This window comes from Shewanella sp. SR44-4 (assembly GCF_014163715.1).
Lineage (GTDB): Bacteria > Pseudomonadota > Gammaproteobacteria > Enterobacterales > Shewanellaceae > Shewanella.
Window position 1 is genome coordinate 1 of the sequence record NZ_JACJDU010000019.1, and the last position, 19379, is coordinate 19379.

The 19379-nt window shown below is 41.7% G+C and carries 18 protein-coding genes; 5 read left to right on the forward strand and 13 right to left on the reverse strand.

The window, feature by feature from the left end; genetic code table 11:
• Window positions 1-167: 167 nt before the first annotated feature.
• On the reverse strand, window positions 168-434 hold the full coding sequence (locus H5125_RS10800; RefSeq protein ID WP_011638433.1) for an Lpp/OprI family alanine-zipper lipoprotein: 267 nt from the start codon (window positions 432-434) through the stop codon (window positions 168-170).
• Window positions 435-702: 268 nt separating this feature from the next.
• A complete protein-coding gene (locus tag H5125_RS10805) occupies window positions 703-1947 on the reverse strand; it encodes a multifunctional CCA addition/repair protein (RefSeq protein WP_182744254.1) in 1245 nt (414 codons plus the stop codon).
• Between the two features lie 130 nt (window positions 1948-2077).
• Here H5125_RS10805 and H5125_RS10810 point away from each other — a divergent pair, with 130 nt between their 5' ends.
• A complete protein-coding gene (locus H5125_RS10810) occupies window positions 2078-3745 on the forward strand; it encodes an ExeA family protein (protein ID WP_182744255.1) in 1668 nt (555 codons plus the stop codon).
• Complete coding sequence (locus H5125_RS10815; RefSeq protein ID WP_182744256.1) at window positions 3745-4899, forward strand: general secretion pathway protein GspB; 1155 nt, start codon at window positions 3745-3747, stop codon at window positions 4897-4899. Before H5125_RS10810 ends, H5125_RS10815 begins: the two co-directional genes overlap by 1 nt.
• 78 nt (window positions 4900-4977) lie before the next feature.
• On the opposite strand, the gene nhaD is transcribed toward H5125_RS10815, so the two are convergent.
• The 4 genes from nhaD to H5125_RS10835 all read right to left on the reverse strand — a co-directional run bounded on the left by nhaD (window position 4978) and on the right by H5125_RS10835 (window position 11119).
• Window positions 4978-6225, reverse strand: coding sequence for a sodium:proton antiporter NhaD (nhaD, locus tag H5125_RS10820; protein ID WP_162023706.1), 1248 nt, complete (start codon window positions 6223-6225; stop codon window positions 4978-4980).
• 323 nt (window positions 6226-6548) lie between these two features.
• Window positions 6549-7835: a glutamate-1-semialdehyde 2,1-aminomutase gene (gene hemL, locus H5125_RS10825; RefSeq protein WP_162023705.1), complete on the reverse strand. Its 1287-nt coding sequence runs from the start codon at window positions 7833-7835 to the stop codon at window positions 6549-6551.
• Window positions 7836-7861: 26 nt separating this feature from the next.
• Window positions 7862-8881: an aspartate carbamoyltransferase gene (locus H5125_RS10830; protein WP_101088833.1), complete on the reverse strand. Its 1020-nt coding sequence runs from the start codon at window positions 8879-8881 to the stop codon at window positions 7862-7864.
• Between the two features lie 513 nt (window positions 8882-9394).
• Window positions 9395-11119, reverse strand: coding sequence for a chloride channel protein (locus H5125_RS10835; RefSeq protein ID WP_182744257.1), 1725 nt, complete (start codon window positions 11117-11119; stop codon window positions 9395-9397).
• 322 nt (window positions 11120-11441) lie between these two features.
• Here H5125_RS10835 and H5125_RS10840 point away from each other — a divergent pair, with 322 nt between their 5' ends.
• Entirely contained in the window at window positions 11442-12215 is a 774-nt protein-coding gene (locus H5125_RS10840) for a DUF6776 family protein (protein ID WP_182744258.1), read from the forward strand.
• Between the two features lie 21 nt (window positions 12216-12236).
• Window positions 12237-12587: an iron-sulfur cluster insertion protein ErpA gene (gene erpA / locus H5125_RS10845; protein WP_011638424.1), complete on the forward strand. Its 351-nt coding sequence runs from the start codon at window positions 12237-12239 to the stop codon at window positions 12585-12587.
• 137 nt (window positions 12588-12724) lie between these two features.
• On the opposite strand, the gene H5125_RS10850 is transcribed toward erpA, so the two are convergent.
• The 4 genes from H5125_RS10850 to H5125_RS10865 all read right to left on the reverse strand — a co-directional run bounded on the left by H5125_RS10850 (window position 12725) and on the right by H5125_RS10865 (window position 16384).
• A complete protein-coding gene (locus H5125_RS10850; RefSeq protein WP_182744259.1) occupies window positions 12725-13189 on the reverse strand; it encodes a hypothetical protein in 465 nt (154 codons plus the stop codon).
• A gap of 6 nt (window positions 13190-13195) precedes the next feature.
• Window positions 13196-13582, reverse strand: a complete 387-nt coding sequence (locus tag H5125_RS10855; protein WP_162023702.1) for a DUF2750 domain-containing protein — start codon at window positions 13580-13582, stop codon at window positions 13196-13198.
• Window positions 13583-13696: 114 nt separating this feature from the next.
• Window positions 13697-14809 (reverse strand): anhydro-N-acetylmuramic acid kinase, encoded by a 1113-nt coding sequence (locus tag H5125_RS10860; protein ID WP_182744260.1) that lies wholly within the window; start codon window positions 14807-14809, stop codon window positions 13697-13699.
• 36 nt (window positions 14810-14845) lie between these two features.
• A complete protein-coding gene (locus H5125_RS10865) occupies window positions 14846-16384 on the reverse strand; it encodes a peptidoglycan DD-metalloendopeptidase family protein (protein ID WP_101088839.1) in 1539 nt (512 codons plus the stop codon).
• 125 nt (window positions 16385-16509) lie between these two features.
• Between H5125_RS10865 and tyrS the strand changes: the two genes are divergently transcribed.
• A complete protein-coding gene (gene tyrS / locus H5125_RS10870; RefSeq protein WP_101088840.1) occupies window positions 16510-17706 on the forward strand; it encodes a tyrosine--tRNA ligase in 1197 nt (398 codons plus the stop codon).
• 95 nt (window positions 17707-17801) lie between these two features.
• Here tyrS and H5125_RS10875 read toward each other — a convergent pair whose 3' ends face one another.
• From H5125_RS10875 to H5125_RS10885, 3 genes are all read right to left on the reverse strand, one after another.
• Window positions 17802-18212 carry a nuclear transport factor 2 family protein gene (locus tag H5125_RS10875; protein WP_081430168.1) on the reverse strand — a complete coding sequence of 137 codons (411 nt, stop codon included), beginning with the start codon at window positions 18210-18212 and terminating at the stop codon, window positions 17802-17804.
• Window positions 18213-18279: 67 nt separating this feature from the next.
• Complete coding sequence (locus tag H5125_RS10880) at window positions 18280-18906, reverse strand: trimeric intracellular cation channel family protein (protein WP_101088841.1); 627 nt, start codon at window positions 18904-18906, stop codon at window positions 18280-18282.
• Window positions 18903-19292 carry a DUF2721 domain-containing protein gene (locus H5125_RS10885; RefSeq protein WP_101088842.1) on the reverse strand — a complete coding sequence of 130 codons (390 nt, stop codon included), beginning with the start codon at window positions 19290-19292 and terminating at the stop codon, window positions 18903-18905. The genes H5125_RS10880 and H5125_RS10885 overlap by 4 nt, the downstream gene beginning before the upstream one ends.
• Window positions 19293-19379 lie beyond the last annotated feature (87 nt).

Genomic DNA, 19379 nt, shown 5'->3' on the forward strand with positions numbered 1-19379 from the left:
TACCGCTTGATACCGCTTGATACCGCTTGATACCGCTTACTATTACTTTTCTACGCGAAGCACAAATAATTAAGGCTTGATGTTGAAGTACTACTTAGAGTAGTGGTATCAACAATCAAGCCCTAATAATCAACCTATGTAAATAAGCTAATTTTTAATAACTATTCTTACTTTTTGTAAGAAGAAGCCATGTTGTCTAAACGGTCGTTAGCACGTTTAGCTTCAGCTTGTGCGTCCATAGAAGCAGCTTTAGCGCCTTTAACATCAGCAGATAGCTTGCTTTGCTCAGACTTTAAAGAACCAACTTGTGCTGATAGTTGATCAACTTTGTTACCTAGGTTTGCTACGCTTTCTTCTAAAGCAGTAGTGTTAGCACAACCACCTAATAAAGCAGTCATCGCAACACCAGCAATCATCAGTACTTTCTTGTTCATGGGTAAATCCCTTAATATATAGGTTGTTAAATAGTGCAACGGCATGTGCCTTTGCAACGGCGTAATTATGTCACAGATTTTTTTATTTGCTATAGGCAAATATAAGATTGTTCATTTAAAATAGCGAAATAAATGAAAATTGCAAGTCTACCGGGCCAAAAGCATCATTAATTGCCGAATTTATATAAATCTTAGTGATTTATTGCTTATTCCCTGTTAAAAAATGCTTTTTTCCGCTTTTTTTCATAAAACCCTAAATAGGCAATAGCTAATGTAGCTGCTTGCTTTCAATGTATTGTATTTTATAGTTATTAATCGTTTCGGCTCGATTTAGCTGAAGTTGACTTTTAATTTGCGATCCTTGGTAACCCGCGGCAATAATCGATTGCACATCGACGTTGCTCGCTAACTCATAGCAATGTAGTAAATATTCGGCTTGTGGATAGGAAGATTGTTCAAATCCAGTTCGTCCTCTTAAGTCGCCATGACAACATAATAGTAGCTCTGTTAAGCGTTGAGGTTTTCGCCAAAAATCACCTTTATCAAATAATTTGACGATGGTTTCTGCTCTTAGTTCAAACGCGTTATGAATGTTTTGGTGTTGATCGCTGACTAATAATGCTAAATCACGGTATTCGTTTGGCACTCTAATTCGTTCACAAAGCTTTTTAATGACCGGCAAACCTTTCTGCCCGTGGCCATAATGCTTCGGCCAATCTTGTTTTGGGGTCAACGCTTTACCTAGATCGTGAACTAGAGCGGCAAAACGTACTGCTTTATTGTCACTTAATAGACTCGTTTGCTCGAGAACCATGAGGGTATGAATGCCAGTGTCTATTTCAGGATGCCACTTTTCAGGTTGTGGCACGCCAAACAACGCATCAATTTCAGGAAATAACACTGTTAATGCTTGGCATTGCTTTAATACATTGAAAAAAACCTGCGGACTTTGGCTGCTTAATGCTTTATCACATTCTTGCCATACGCGTTCTGGGGTGAGGTGATCTAATTCACCACTATTAGCTATGTCGGTCATTAACTGTAAGGTTTCAGGTGCAATAGTAAACCCTAAGTGGTGAAATCGAGCGGCAAAACGAGCCACTCGTAATACGCGTAAAGGATCTTCAACAAAGGCATCTGACACATGGCGAAGTATTTTAGCGTTAATGTCTGCAATACCGTGCAACGGGTCCGTCAGTGTGCCGTGCTCATCTTGCGCGATGGCATTAATGGTTAAATCACGGCGCAATAAGTCTTCGGCGAGGGTGACATCTTTATTGGCATCACAACTGAAACCTTGATAACCCTTACCGGTTTTTCGTTCTGTTCTGGCTAACGCATATTCTTGCTGAGTTTTAGGGTGCAAAAAAACAGGAAAGTCTTTACCGACTTGCTGATAACCCAATGTGAGCATTTCTTCTACGCTGCTGCCAACAACCACATAATCTTTATCAACGACAGTTTGTTTAAGAAGGGTATCGCGTACGGCCCCGCCTACTAAATAAATCTTCATGGCGTACCACAACGTGTAATAATAAGTTGCTTAAATCTTATCAGAGTTAGATTTTTACGGCTAACTTTTGACAAGCTGTCATACAAGCATTAACGTGAGCCGTCAGTTTCAAATAAGGATTTTTGGTCGAATGTATAAAGCCTTCTATGGATTAAACGATAATCCATTTTCTATCGCACCTAACCCTCATTATATGTTCTTAAGTGACCGTCATCGTGAGGCGTTGGCTCATTTAACCTACGGCCTAGGTGAAACCGGTGGCTTTGTATTATTAACGGGTGAAGTCGGCACTGGAAAAACCACTGTTTCTCGCTGTCTATTACAACAAATACCCGATAATACCGACACCGCGTTTATTCTAAACCCATCGTTAACAGAGCTTGAACTCTTAGCCACCCTATGTGATGAGCTGGAAATTAAATACGGTGAAAATCCGACGTTAAAGCAGTTGACTGATTTAATCAGCATGTACTTACTGAATAATCACAAAAATGGTCGTAATACGGTGCTGATTATTGATGAAGCACAGCATTTGCGTTCGGAAGTATTAGAGCAGCTGCGTTTATTGACCAATCTAGAAACCAACACCAAAAAACTGCTGCAAGTGATTTTGATTGGCCAGCCAGAATTACAACAACTGCTAAAACGTCAAGACTTACGTCAGTTAGCACAGCGGATCACCGCTCGCTATCATTTATTACCGCTAAATAAAGATGAAATTGCTCTATATGTGTTGCACCGTTTGCAGGTTGCCGGTAGGCATGAGCCGCTATTTACACGTAAGGCGATAACCGCGTTACATAAACATTCTGGCGGTATTCCGCGTTTAACCAACTTATTATGTGAACGTGCATTAATGGCTGGTTATGGACAAGCTAAGGTTCCGATTGATCACAAAATGGTTAATCAAGCTGCGGTCGAAGTATTGGGTGATATTGATGTACCAGGCGATAAACGCTGGCCATTTATTGCCGCTACTGCGTTGGTGCTCGCTTTTGGTTTATCATTTTATCTGTTTAATCGTTCAGCCATTGAAAACAATATGAATGCGAATGCGGCGATAGCAGATGTTCAAGCGCAATCTAGCTTAGCCAATCAAACGCCTGCAGTTATGCCTAGCCAGATAAACCAAGCAGCACAAACTCAACAAGTACAAGCAGCAACTCCAGTTGCCAATGCACAACAACAAATTATGCGCCAAGCAATGCTACAAAGCAGTAGCATTGATAATGCCTTTGCCGGATTATTTGGCTTGTGGAATAAACAGCCTATTATCGGCTTGTCTGCCTGCCAAGCTGCGCAGCAACAAGATTTAGCCTGTTATCAGCAACAAGGTAATTGGCACAGTATTATGCGTCTTAATTACCCCGCAGTTGTTTACTTGCAAGATACGCAAACGAACGTGTTTTATGGCGTAATTGTTGAGCGTCAAGCCGAACAGATTTTATTGCAACTGGGCGAGCAACAATTTTGGGTGAATAAAGATTGGTTTGACCGCCACTTTAGCGGCACTTTTGAAATTTTGTGGCAACCAGACAGTGTCTTGCCGCGTGAGATTGGTCAGTCCTCTAGCTTGGCACAAGTGCAATGGCTCGAAAATAGCTTAGCGTTAGTCAACAAGCGACGTGCACGGCTACTGACGCAGTTTGATAGTGATTTAGAACAACAATTAATGAATTTTCAACGTCAGCATGGGTTAAAGCCAGACGGTATAGCAGGCAATCAGACCTTGGTGCAGCTTAACTTATATCTGAGCCAGCAAGGCCCTCGTTTAAGTGCCTCTGAGGTGCGCAGTTAATGTCAATTCTATTGGATGCGGTTAACCGTAAAAAGCAGCAACAAGGTGATGTTGTCGATATTATGTCGACGCAGCCGCCTCAATATATATCGCAATCTAACAGCTCAAATAAGTTGAATAAGTATAGTGTATTGGCTGTAGCCATTGCTTTGGGCATTGGCGCTGCATGGGGCATGAGTGTGCTATTACAGTCACCGTCTGCATCGTTATCAACTATCCAGCATAATGGCGTTAATGCACAACAAACTGTCACGGCGCCAGTTGCTGTTGTTACACCACATAAAACACCTGAAGCATTAGCCGGTAACAAAAATGAATCTGCGGTACAAAATAACGATGATATTCGTTTAGCGGGTAAGGTGGCATTACCTATTGCCAAACCTTTCAATACGAATGCAATGAACACGCAAGCGGCAAGTTATAATAACAATGGTTACGCTGAGTCTTCTGGGGTGAATGAACCATATCTGCAAGCAAATGATGGCCAGCGCAATTTTCAACAAGCTAACTCCCAGCAATTCAACTCTCAACAAACCAACGCCCAACAAGCCAATTTTCAGCAACCAAGCTATCAGCAGCAAGCAGGTTATGAACAGGATAATTATCAAAGCGGGCAAGATAGCAGCGTTGATGAATATCAGACACAAGAGAGCAATCGTCAACAGGCGCAGCAGCAAGAAGCCATTGCATTAGGTGCTAAGGCTAATCGCCGAGGTTTAGCAGAGCTTGAGGCATTGCGCTTGCAAGTAAATGCCGCCGCAGAAGACGTCGATTTTGCCTCTGTTAAAGCACCATCAATTAAAGAGCAGAGTAATTTGATTGCTGCGTTTGAAACTGCGCTTAAAGACGTTGAATATGAACAGTCGGCTAATCAGCAAGTGACGTCAGCAAAATTAGATCCTATCCCTCGACCTTCCAATCAGCAAATTCCTAAGTATGGTGACTTACCCGCGAGTGTGCAGTTGCAAGTACCGGAGTTTAATATTAATGCTCATGTGTATTCGACAGAACCAAGTAACCGTTGGTTAAATGTCGATGGGGTTGAATTACAACAGGGCGATATGATCAAGAATAAGCTGACGATTGTAGAAATTCGGCCACGAGATATCGTATTAGAAATTGATGGTGAGCAATTTAGAGTGCCAGCAATTTAAGGCGATGTTGGAATGTTAGGCATAAAACAAAGGCGCTATTAGCGCCTCTGTTTTATCTGAAAAACCCTCGTACTAATATTAGCCGTGAATGTTATTGGCTAAAAACAGCGTTAATCCATAACCTATGCAGTAGCATAATAGTAATGCTGGAACATATTTTAAGTAGCTTACGAATGTCAGTTCTTCAACTTTACTCATCGCGATGATGCCAGATGCCGAACCGATGATTAATAACGATCCGCCTACACCAACCGAATAAGTTAAGCCTAACCATTGTGCTGTTGTCAGTACGGGATCTGCTTTTAATAATGCTGCAGTTAGTGGCACGTTGTCTAATAATGCAGAACCGACACCGGTAAAGAAGTTAGAAATGCTTGGGTTATACATGCCATAGACTTCTGTTAATAGGTTAAGCGTACCAATCTCTTTAAGCATACCAACCAGTAACAAGATACCTAAGAAGAACAGCAGGGTATCGAACTCAACTTGGCGAATGTATTCTAATACCTGAACTTCTTCGGTTTTACTCTTATGGGTAGTGCCGACTAAGAACATTACTGATAAACCGAATAAAAAGGTCAATACCGGTGGAATACCAAACAGCACGTTAAGTACCATGGTTAATACGATGGTGGTGAAGAAAATCAAGCCAATGACGATATCAACGGTATTGTAGTTTTGCTCAATTGGCGATGTGCTCACATGCCCTTCGGCTTTGAGTGAGAACAATATTGCTAGGATCATAACGCTGATGCTGGCAGGAATGAACAGAATTAATAATTCAGAAATATGCACTTTACCGGCAAGGAAAATCATCAGAGTCGTTACATCGCCGGTGATTAATGCAACCCCACCAGAGTTCACCGCAAAGATAATGAGCACTGCCATACGGCGACGCATTTGTTTGTCTAAATTAAAGGTGGTCAGTAAACCTAACGACACCAATGTGGCTGTCACGTTGTCACAAAAAGTCGACAGTACTAATGAAAACATCCCAACTTGTATCATCAACATGCGAACAGACACTTGCTGCGGAAATATTTTTTGCACCAGTACTTGGATCATACCTTTAGCGTTAAGGTAAGCAACAAAGGTCATAGTAGACATTAAAAACAGCCATAAGGTGGCAATTTCTAATAAGTTTTCATTGAGTTCTTCACCGACCAGTTTACTTTTCTCTGGGCTACCAGAGGCAATAAATAAGGTGATCCAAGCAATACAGCCAAGGAACAGGGTGGTTTTGGCTTTATTAATATGGGTAATTTCTTCGAGCACGATACTTAACAGCGCAAGCACTGCAAGTGAGATAAGAAAGGTATGTAGCATGACTGCAATTCCAACTTTGTGTTGTAGGTAATCAACATCATTACCATGAATTTTTGCTAACCTAATTCAGCCTTTTTTTTAAGGTTCAATTAAGCTTTCCGTTTGGCGGGGCGATCACATCACACCACGGGCATTTTCGCAATATAGATCACAGTTTTTTCGTCAATTATCGACCAAAGTCGTGGATAAAATAATTAACACAGAGAAAGGTAATAGGAATTTGTTAACATAAATAAAAATAGGATAAACAACGTAGTTATTTATCCTATTTTTGTTACCAACAGTTTGCTTAACCTAAAAAGAGGTTAACTGATGAAGTTGAGCTATTTCATTGCCGCAAAAACGCGATCAACAGCAGCTAAAGTATATTCAATTTCAGCATCACCATGAGCCATAGACATGAAGCCTGCTTCATAAGCACTTGGCGCTAAATAAATACCTTCATCTAACATGGCATGGTAGAAATGACGGAAATGCTCCATGTTGCATTTTGTGACTTGGGCAAATGACGTCATTGGCGTGTTATCTTCAGTAAAGAAGAAACCAAACATGCCGCCCACATAAGTAATATTTAATGGAATACCATGTTTGTCTGCTGCGGCTTTAAAGCCTTCAGCAACACGTTTAGTTTTGTCTGCAAGCGCTTCATACAAACCGGGTTCACATAAAGCGTCCATTTGCGCTAAACCTGCAGTCATTGCAATTGGGTTACCTGATAATGTACCCGCTTGATAGACTGGACCTGTTGGTGCGATAAATTGCATAACGTCTTTACGGCCACCAAATGCGCCTACAGGCATGCCACCACCAATGACCTTACCAAGTGTGGTTAAGTCTGGCGTTACGCCATAGTGACCTTGTGCACCACTCATAGAGACACGAAAGCCTGTCATCACTTCATCGATAATCAATAACGCACCAAATTCGTCACAAATTGTACGTAAGCCTTGTAAAAAACCTTCTACTGGCGGGATACAGTTCATGTTGCCCGCAACGGGTTCAAGGATGATACAAGCGATATTGTCTGGGTTCTGTTCAAATATAGCGCGCACAGAATCAAGGTCGTTATACGTCGCGGTTAAAGTGTGCTTGGCAAAGTCTTCTGGAATACCAGGTGAACTTGGCTGGCCTAACGTTAATGCGCCTGATCCCGCTTTAACCAACAAGCAGTCAGCATGACCGTGGTAGCAACCTTCAAACTTTAAAATATCATCACGGTTAGTAAATCCACGGGCTAAACGGATTGCACTCATGGTAGCTTCGGTGCCCGAACTTACCATACGAACTTGTTCCATCGATGGCACCATTGAAATGACTTTTTCAGCCATTTTTACTTCAAGTTCAGTCGGTGCGCCAAATGATAAGCCGTTTTCGACAGCAGCTAACACTGCTTGACGAATTTTAGGATGATTATGGCCTAAAATCATCGGTCCCCATGAACCCACATAGTCGACATACTTTTTGCCATCGGCATCAAAAATATAAGCGCCATCAGCTTTTTCAATGAACAAAGGTGAACCACCGACACCATTAAAGGCACGTACAGGTGAGTTAACGCCACCAGGAATGGTTTTTTTAGCCTGTTCAAATAAAACTTCGGAACGGGTCATGTCTAATCCTTAATATTGTGTGCCAATTATCTATCGGCTTTACGTGAATACCAGTTTACTGGGCACTCATACTTTTCGAGTTGGTTTTCAACTCCAAGTGTTAATGCAAAAAGTGCCATACGTATAAGTAAGCCGTTGTCGGCTTGTCTAAAAATAGCCAAACTTGGATGGCTGTTTAAATCATTGTCGAGTTCATTTGCTTGCGCGCGTGAATCACGAGGTAATGGATGCATAATCACCGTATTTGATTTGCAATGTTGCGTATAAATATTGTGATTTAAGCGAAACTTACCCCGGTATTTATTGGCTTCTTCCTGTGACGGAAAGCGCTCTTCTTGAATACGGGTAAGATATAAAATATCCGCGTTATGTAAATTACCTTCAAGTTGTTCGGTTATTGTGATCTTATGGCCAGCATTTTCAATGTCGGCGATCACATAGTCAGGCATTGCTAGCTCACTTGGCGATATCAATGTGAACTTAATGTCCTTGTGCATACAAAGTAAGCGCGAAAGTGAATGCACAGTGCGACCATATTTTAAGTCACCTACCATGGCAATATGCATACCATCGATACCCATACCTGAATGGCTTAATTCTTTTTTGATGGTAAATAAGTCCAGCAAGGCTTGAGTTGGATGTTCATTTGGTCCATCACCGCCATTGATCACTGGCACTCGGCTGCCTTCAGCAAACTCTTTGACGGAGTAGGCATCTGGGTGACGCATGGCAATCACATCTGAGTAAGTTGATAGTACTCTAGCCGTGTCATACAAGGACTCGCCTTTTGATAATGACGATGATGCCATTCCTGTGGTTTCTCGTACATGTCCTCCAAGCAAATTGAAAGCGCAGCCAAAGCTGACACGAGTACGGGTGCTAGGTTCAAAAAAAAGATTGCCTAAAATGGCACCTTCCAACACTTTGGTGCGTTTTTCACGCAAAGCATAAGGGGTCATTTTGTTAGCAACATTAAAAATAGTGTTAATCGAATCCAGATCTAACTGGCTTACTGAAAGGATATGTGAACCTTCGAACTGTGTCATCAGCCTGATTTCCAAAGTTTAGGGGCAAAATATTCACCAGAACAGCATGCTATTTTACCGTATTATTATATAGGGCATTATATAGAGTGTTATATAGGTTATGTGTAGGGTGGCTGAGGCAAAATTGTAGCAGAAAAGAACTGCCAGATAAATATAATAACCGTGCTGAACTTTGAGATTCACTTGCTGCTATGAAGAACATTCGCAGGGCTTTAGTTTACTTTTTAATGGAATTAAGTTGCGCGCCTTTATGACTCATTCAGCACTGAATGAGCGGCATACTGACCGAGCTACCTCAAATTTCATTGTGCTATAGCAGCCCCTGTATGGGTTAATGAATATTTGTTAAAGCATTCCGCCTCACTATTTAAGCTGTCTAACCTTATAAAAAGGTAACGATTTCAAGGTTTTAATTCGTATTGCTAGCCAGTAGACCTATTTTGAAAATAGGTTGATTGGATAGGTATATTCCTTTTTCACTCGGTGAGAGCTTATGCCGAGGATAGGCTGGGACTATACCTGCCCGGAGCGGATTTCTTGAAGTAAATTAGCCCAACTTATTACCCCAACCACTTTCTGATTAGTGCCTCGATAGATATACACTTCACCGGAGCGTTTCGCGACCAGCGCTTCATAGGCTTCATTTAAGGTGGCAGTGTCTGGTAACCCCGGCATAGGGAGGCGTGATAGCGTGGTTGAATCTTCAAATGACTGCATTTCAAGACGCAGCATTTCAATTTCTCCTTCAGCATTACGCACTAGTACTGGGCGACCTGCCGCCCGTTTGAGTACTTCAAGTAGCAGTTCGTCATCATCATTAACAATGACAAAGCGTTTATCCATCAGTACCCTCACACCTTTCTTTTGCAGCCCTTGGTTAAGCGGAGCAATTTTGTAACCAAGCCCCATAATATCAAGTTGTTTTAGCAAGATAGAATTGGTATTAAATCCCTGATACGCCACCAAAAATGCTGGGATGGTGACAAACATGGCCGGTAAAATAATCGAAGCATCGTTGGTTAATTCAAGTAATGCAACTAATGCTGCTAGGGGCGCACTCAGGCAAACCCCCATCATCGCCGTCATCCCAATCACGGTATATAAGCCAACATAAGGCGCAATTGACGGGAATATTAGGCTACTGATTAACGCTAGAATTGCCCCAATTAAGGCGCCAATACCATAGAGCGGACCGATAAGTCCGCCAGGTACGCCAAAGCCAATAGCAGCAATGGTCGCCAACATTTTTGCTAATAACAGCGCGATTAAAAACAACAAACTAGGATGCTCACTAATGGCTTCATTGATGGCAAAATCACCTGAGCCTAATGCCTGTGGCATGACTAAACCAACTAGAGTGGTGACTACTGCAGCAATGAGCAGACGATAAATTAATGGCCAGTGCTGGCCAGTGGCAGTGACTTTCATCAGTGAAAAGTTAAACAGGGCAGCGACACATCCCAGCGCAAGCCCGCCAATGAGTAAAATAGGATAATGATCGAGTGGAATGTGGATCACATTGATCAAATCGTATTCGTGAATATTACCAAATACAAGTTGGCTTGATACTGCGCCGCAAATAGCAGATAGCATAATAGGGAAGAAGTAATGAATTTTGTACTCTCGTACAATGACTTCAAACACAAACAAAACCGCAGCCAGCGGTGCGTTAAAGGTGGCGGCAATACCGGCGGCAATACCGCTAGCACACATAATGCGTACGCTATTGTCTGGTAATGAAAACTTCTCAGCCATAACACTTGCGCTCACCGCACCTAAATGAATCGCTGGGCCTTCTTTTCCGACAGAAAAATTGGTCATCAGTGCGATTAATGCTTGAAAAAACTGTCCAGCAGCTGATTGAAGCGGTACCTTACCGTAGTGCAATTTAAATCGATGCAATACATAAGCAATGCCCATGCGCCGGTAACGCTTTGACCCCAACAATGACAGCAACCAAATAAGCAGCGCGCCGATTAAAGGTAAGTAAGAGCGCCAATCGCTTAAGGTTGAGCTAAGGCTCATGGAATCTGCATGCAGGTATTGTTCTGCCCACACCAAGCTTAACCGGAATAAGATAATCACTAATGAGGCGATGATGGCAAATAACAGTGCGAGTGCACAAAGTTGCACACTAATTTTAGCCTGAGATAACTTATCTCTAAATTCGTTACGTAGATATTTGCGCGTAGTTCTTTTGGCGTGAATAATAGCGGCTTTATTTATCTTAAATTGCACGGTTTGACTCTAAAGTCTGTTGATATTTTAGGGTTATGTTTGGCAATTTTTTATTGATTGACCGATAACGCGTATGTGTCATGTTATGTCTCTCCATCAATTTGCACTAACGCCTTTTAACAGGTCAAAGTACTGCCTGCGCATGTTTTTTTAGCTCTTTACGTTGGCTGGAAAAGCTTTATTTGGCAAGCAAATTATTATCATTAGAACCTTATTTACAATGCATAGGATTTGAACAAGATGTTAAGCTCTACAGAAATATAAGCCCTAAGCAAATAAGCTTCATCAAGCATACTGTATTTTATTAAAAGGTTGTAACGTAATGTTAAATTATCACCGCTGGTTAGACAGACTGCAAGTTTTAGAACGCAAAAACCGGACATCAAGCATATACTTAATAGGGTTAATGGTAGTGTGTTTTTTGCTGGGAGCGATAAGTTTTAACCTATGGCTTTCATTTGCACCAGAGGCTACACCAAATAGCGCCAGTGGTAAGCGTAAATTATTGCAAGAACTAGAGACGCAAGCGCAAGCGCTTGCCAGTCGAAATTTAGCCTTAAGTATTGCTGATAATGCCAATAAAGAAATGCAAGAAATATTTAGTCAGCAATTATCTGCACAGAAAGCGTTAGAAAAAGAATTAGCATTTTATCGCAGTGTTATGGTTACCGATGCTGATGTTGAAGGGGTGGCAATTCATGGGGTGGAATTATCTCAAGGTGTAGCTCCCGAGCAATATCAGTTACGATTAATCTTAACTCAGTTGCAAAAACGCAAAGTAAAAGTGAAAACCAACGCCACAGTATTGTTGCTTGGCACACTAAATAACCAGCCGGCTGAACTGTCTTTGAGCGAGTTAATTAATAAAAAGCTGGATTTTGAGTTTAATTATTTTCAAATAATGGACAGCGATTTTGTGCTGCCAAGTGGTTTTAATTTACAACGAATTATGGTTAAAGTGAAGGTCGCTGCGAGTCGTGGGGTGAAAGGCGGGGAGATTGAACAAGTCTTTAATGTGCCAGAGCTGTTGATGGGTGAAAAAGAACTGCGGGTAATACTTGAACAAAATAGTCAGGTAAAGGATAATTCTCAGTAGACACCGAAGTAAGAGGTAGTAATGACTGAACAAGTTGATGCAACAATGCCGATCCAATTTACCGATGCGGCGGCGATAAAAGTAAAAGGTCTGTTAGAAGAAGAACAGAATCCTGAATTAAAGCTACGTGTATATGTAACAGGTGGCGGTTGCTCTGGTTTCCAGTATGGCTTTACATTCGATGAAAAAGTCAACGAAGGTGATTTCACCATTGAAAAGCAAGGTGTGCAGTTGGTTGTTGATCCAATGAGTCTTCAGTACCTTGTTGGTGGTGAAGTGGATTATACATCGGGTCTTGAAGGTTCACGCTTTTTTGTTAAAAACCCTAATGCGACCACCACATGTGGCTGCGGGGCTAGTTTCTCGGTGTAATGAGTCTTACAGCAGCGATAAACCACGCTATAAATGAGATAACAATCTCACTGTAGAATGGATTTATATAATAAAAAGCCGTCTTTCGACGGCTTTTTTGATTTCTGGACAACATCTCTAAATAATACAACCGCTTATTAGCTACTCATAATGTTGAGGTTCATCCGCGGTTTAAACCACGCTTTCACTTTGGCATTAAAGCTAATCCACACTTGTATAATACCTAGCGTAATCAGCACTGAGTATATAAGCCAATCAGGCACTACGGCTTGAAATAAACCAAAATCAAATGTCGTTGGTCCGGCAACCAAATTATCTGGGTCATACATTATGATCGGTAATAGGCTATACAACAGCAGTTGCAACAGACAATAAACCCGCAGAAGATATAAGCCCGCTTTCTGGCGACCGATAATTGCCAATACCATCATCAAGGTCAAAATGCATAACATTGCACTTAACTCTGATAGTGAGCTGGCGGCCATTAACCCACTGACAGACGATAATGTATAAATAACCATTAAACCGATAAGTCGTTTTGGTAAACGTGGTTTGACCGTTACTTTATCTATTTGGTTTGATTCCGAGCTGATTATTGTCATAACACATTAATGCTTTTGTTGTTTCTTTGGCGAAATACGTTCGTTCATTTCAAACGGTGGTACAACGACACCTAAGTCTTCTTGTACCGGGAATACTGCGATAAATAAATCATCATCTTCCATGCCGCTCACCCAACGTTCTTGAAACTCGTCTAGTGGAATCGCTAATGGTTCACAGTCTTTCCATTCATCAACGGCCCAAAGTGCAGCCGTTTCTTCAGAAGGCCACATTGGAATACAATCTTCATCTTCTGTAGTTAGCATGACGCAACCATCTTGGTCTTGAAGTGTCCAAATGATTTTTTCTGCTTTAATTTGCTCAACCATATAATCGTAACGGCCTTCTGGCGTTAGATTCATCAGTTCAGACACACTTTTGGTTTTGTTGCTCATATTGACTCTCATCTTAAGTTACGGCTTTGCCCAATTTCAAACGATTGGGCAAATTTGTGGGCATCATAACATTGAGGCCACAATTGCAAAAGTAAACCGCACATATTGGTGTATTTATCTTGCTTTAAAGCGACCACCTAATATAGCAGCACGTGACGCACCTGTGACGGCCGGTAAGTTGGCGGGTAAATCATGGTGATAACGCATTGCTAACCATGCAAAAGCAATTCCCTCAACCCACTTAGCATCAACACCTAAGGCACTGGTAGTGTCGACTTTATAACCGGGAACTAAAGTGGCTAGTCGCTGCATTAAGGCTTTATTTAACGCGCCACCGCCGCAAACAAACAATTCGCCAGTCGGTGATAATTTATTAATGTCATTGGCAATACTATGACAGGTAAGGTCAAGTAAAGTGGATTGAATGTCTTGTTGATCTAAATGGCTATAGTCAGCGAGTTGTTGTTCAAGCCAAGCTTGATTAAATAACTCTCTGCCAGTGCTTTTGGGATAGGCTAGTGAAAAATAAGAGTGTGATAATAGCTGCTTGAGTAAGTCTGGTTGGGTGGTGCCAGAATCTGCCCAGGCACCATCTTCATCAAAAGGTTGGTTTAAGTTTTGTTGAATAAAGGCATCGATTAAATTGTTACCTGGGCCAGTATCAAAGCCTAATACTTGCTCACTATTGCCGGGTAAATAAGTAACATTGGCAATGCCGCCAATGTTTAAAATAACTCTTGAATGACCAGACTGAGCAAACACTTGTTGATGAAACGCCGGAACTAACGGTGCGCCTTGGCCGCCAAGGGCGATATCTTTACGTCTAAAATCAGCAATAACATCGATATTGGTTTCAATGGCAATGGTGTTTGGATCGCCAATTTGCAAGGTAAAACCCATTTCTAAATTGGGCATGTGACGCACGGTTTGTCCATGTGAACCAATCGCGATCACCTCAGCGGCAGTCACTGTTGATTTTGCCAATAAGTGATTTACTGCCTGAGCAAACAGTTTGCCGACACTGCGATCGAGCCTACCTAAGCGGTTAATTTCATCTGTTTCGGGTTGACATAAACGCTGTAAGCCTTTTAATAAATGCGCAGGAATGGCTTCTGTATGGCTGGCGATTAGCACAGGATGTTCGGCCGAAAAATCAACCAATACTGCATCTACACCATCCATGCTTGTGCCTGACATTAGACCGATAAAATACTCTGGCTTAGACATGAAGTGACTCTCTGTTAACAGCAATAAAACCGCTTATTAATTACTTGCCAATTGCTGTTGTTGATTTGATTTTAGTTGCGTCATCAATTGCTTGCTGAGTGCAGCGAATTTGTTCTTCTCTCTGCTATCAATTGGCATTGATTTAGGTAAATCGATGGTTCGTGGATTGCGATGAACCCCATTTACAATAAATTCGTAATGTAAGTGAGCGCCAGTGACTCGGCCTGTTTTACCTAGAGTACCGATTATTTGGCCTTGTTTAACCGTTTCACCACGGTTTACTTTGCGCTTAGTTAAATGCAAATACTTAGTGGTGTAGGTTTCGTTGTGCTTAATGAAGACATAGTTGCCATTAAACTGGTTATAACCGGCCTCAACCACTTTACCTTTACCTGCCGCTTTAATCGGCGTGCCAATGGCAGCAACATAATCGACACCGCGGTGGGCTTTAACTTGGCCTGTTACCGGATGTAAGCGACGGGGGTTAAAATTAGAACTGACGTATTTAAAGTCTACTGGCGAACGCAAAAAAGCTTTGCGCATGCTACTGCCATTTTCAGAATAGTATTCACCGTCGGTATAACGTACTGCGGTGTAGCGTTCACCTTGGTTAATAAACTCTGCTGCGAGAATATTGCCATTACGCAAAAATTGACCGTCGGCGTATTCTTGTTCAAATAACAACGAAAAGTGATCGCCTTTACGAATATCTAGAGCAAAGTCGACATCCCAACCAAAAATATTGGCCAATTCCATAATGTGGTTACCAGACAAGCCTGCATCGGCAGCGGCATTCCAAAAGTTACTTTTGATATTGGCGCTAATAAACGAGGTGCGATTAACGACTTCTTTAGTGTTAACCGTTTCTTTGTATTGCTCATTGTGTTGACTGATAATTAATGTCGACACTTTATCCATGCGATAGGTTAATTCTTGTAATTCACCTTGAGCATTTTTACTGATGGCGATTTCTTCGCCCGGCATGATTTTTAGTAGATTCTTTTTCGCTAAGGGTAATTGGGTAATGTCATAAACATCTTTCGCGCTGAGTCCTGCACGGCTAAATAAACCGCCTAAGGTATCGCCTTTAGCCACTTCATAGTATTCAACGCTATAATCATCATTAGCCGCTTGTTGTTTTAATTTGGCTTTTTGAGTGGCAACTTGCTGATCGATGTCATTGATCATGCCATCAATATCAGAGGTACTTGTTTGCAACATGGCAAGATGATGGGCAAACGCTTCATCGTCAGGGGTTTCGCCGCTGTTTACTTCTTCGCTATTATCTCGTGATGCAAGGGCATCATTTGATATGAAATCAATCGATTCATCTTCAGCGACACTGTCATTATTACCCGGTGGTGTTGGGCTGCGAAAGGCTAACGGAATATCATAACGTTTATTGGTTTCTATGTCTGATTTGTCAGCAGATTGGCTTACCAGTTGGGTTTGCTTAGATGCTTGAGCGTCTTCCGATGGAAACATCAGAATAATTGTCGTTAGAATCACCAATAAAGATAATGTGATTTGATGTGCTTTTGGCAGCAATGTGAATAAAGTAAGAAGCTTTGCCATTGACTCTGTTACCAATTTCTCTCTTTCGTTATTATCGGCTAAGTGTACACTCTTTCATTTGCTGTGGCTAACAAGTAACATAGACCTCTTTATTTTTTGTGCAAGCCCTGGGAGTTGCAGTAGAGATGGCGAATTTAGATCAAGTATTGGCAGAGATTAAGCGCGGTACCGATGAGATATTACTTGAAGCGGATTTGCTTGAGAAACTGAAAGAAGGGCGTCCCTTACGCATCAAGTTAGGTGCAGATCCTACCGCTCCGGACATTCACCTAGGCCACACGGTCATCTTGAATAAAATGCGCACTTTTCAAGAGCTTGGTCACGAAGTGATTTTCTTGATTGGTGATTTTACCGGTATGGTCGGTGATCCTAGTGGTAAAAACAGCACCCGTCCGCCACTGACTCGTGAACAAGTGCTTGCTAACGCCGAAACCTATAAAGAGCAGGTCTATAAAATTTTGGACCCTGCAAAAACCCGCATCGAATTTAATTCTAGCTGGTTAGAGCCATTAGGCGCTGCTGGCATGATTCGCTTAGCATCACAGCAAACTGTTGCCCGAATGATGGAACGTGATGACTTTAAAAAGCGTTATGCATCAGGTCAATCGATTGCGATTCATGAATTTATGTACCCTTTATTACAAGGTTACGATTCGGTTGCATTGAAAGCCGATGTTGAATTAGGCGGTACAGACCAAAAGTTTAACCTGCTTATGGGTCGTGAACTGCAAAAATCTGAAGGCCAAAAGCCGCAGACTGTCATCATGATGCCATTGCTTGAAGGGTTAGATGGCGTTAAGAAAATGTCTAAATCGGCGCATAATTATATTGGTGTGAGCGAGCCTGCCAACGAAATGTTTGGCAAACTGATGTCGATTTCTGATGACTTAATGTGGCGTTATCTTGAACTGTTGTCATTCCGTCCGTTAACTGAGTTAGCCCAATTCAAGTTAGACGTTGAAAATGGCACAAATCCACGCGACATCAAGATTTTGTTAGCCAAAGAAATCATTGCTCGTTTTCATGATGAAGAGCAAGCACAAGCGGCGCATCAAGCTTTTATCGACCGTTTCCAAAAAGGTGCCATCCCTGATGACATCGAAGAAGTGGTATTAGAAGCGGGCGACGGGTTAGCTATTGCTAACTTACTTAAAGATGCAGGCCTTGTGGGTTCAACCTCTGACGGTATGCGGATGATTAAGCAAGGCGCAGTTAAAATGGACGGCGAGAAGATTGAAGACAGTCGCCAAATTTTTAATGCAGGTCTTGAAGCGGTATTCCAAGTGGGTAAACGCAAATTTGCTAAAGTGATTTTAAAGTAATCACGGATGTTAGCGAATAAAAAACGGCTTATAATGTAAGCCGTTTTTTTATGTCTGAACCATGGTTAATTTATGGCTAATTTATACGTGCAACACTACTGAGACTCAAGTTGATCAGACATGGTTTGATAGTCCATTAAGTCCATTTGCTCAATTAAACGCTCAGTATTGTTATCAAATTTTAGTGTGGTGACACCTGGTACCGCAAGGTCGATAATTTTACCGGGTTTACCATATTGATCGCCGGGGCCTCGTAATCGATAACTGCCTATTATCACCACGAGAGAGCCGGTATTAAACATGTGTTCTACGTTTAAACGGTATTCTAATACACCTTCATGAGCCCGCTGTAAAAACGCAATAATATGCCGACCGCCAGTGTAAGTAGTATTGGCTGTTTTATCGTAAAATACCGTGTCGCGAGAGTAGAAACGACGCAGGACGGTATAGTCATGATCCGTAAGCGCTTCCATGTATTGCATCGCGAGTTGTTGTTCTCGTGGCATATCACCAATATTGGCTTTGCTCGGAAAGCTCAATAGCAAACAGCATAATATGAAGATTATTCGCACATTAAATTCTCTTTGTTTTCAAATCAAAAGCCGGTAAAGATAAGTGCCAGCGGATAGCACTCAGACGGATGATTAGCGTGCTGAACATAGCGATCAACATCGATGTCATGCTATCCATGCCGACAAATATGCTTAAGGTATAACAGATCCCTCCAACGATGGAAGCGGTTGCGTAAATTTCCGTTCGCAACACCATTGGAATTTGCCGACATAACAAATCTCGGATAATACCACCACCGACACCGGTTATTAATCCCATTACCACCGCGACCATACCAGATAATCCGAGTAATAAGGCTTTTTCCGCACCAATTACGGTAAATAGTGCTAAACCGAGTGCATCGGCAATAGATAATGAGCGTGGCGGTAATTTATGCGGTTTTCGCACTAACACTAAGCAGGTTATTACGGTCGCAAGAATGACAAGAATATAGTTAGGATCGCGGATCCAAAAAACCGGTGTAGCACCTATTAGCGCATCGCGAATACTGCCTCCACCAATTGCTGTAACAGAAGCCAACACGATAACGCCAAAGGGGTCCATACGATGTTTACCCGCGGCTAACGCTCCCGAAAGGGCAAATACCGCAGTACCACATAAATCAAAAAAGTAAATCCACTGACTCATTTACTTAACTCTTCAAGGTGAATAGTCAGAGCATCTACTGAAATACGGATCTCGATTACAGATAAAATTAACGAATACAATAACAACAATAAACTTAACCCAAAAACTATCGAACCAATTTGGTTAAAACCAACATAAATCAAAATCATACAAAACACACATAGGGCAAAGCTGCTGACACCGGCTTCTTGCATTTTTCGGATGATAATGATGCGTTGGCGTAAATTTTTAATTTGCTCGCCTTGCACTGGTTTTTTGTCGTTACTGAGTTGGCGGATTAATGCCGCTAATGAAAAAAATCGATTTGTGTAGGCCAATAGCAATAAGGAAATTGCCGGGAATAATAATGCCGGAGTCGTTAACGATACATGTAAGTTGTTCAACAAAGCGATATTCCTAAACAGGTTTTTAAGCAGACAATAATCAATTTTTTGTTATTTAAAAGGTTAATATGTTGTAAAAATGCAATGACC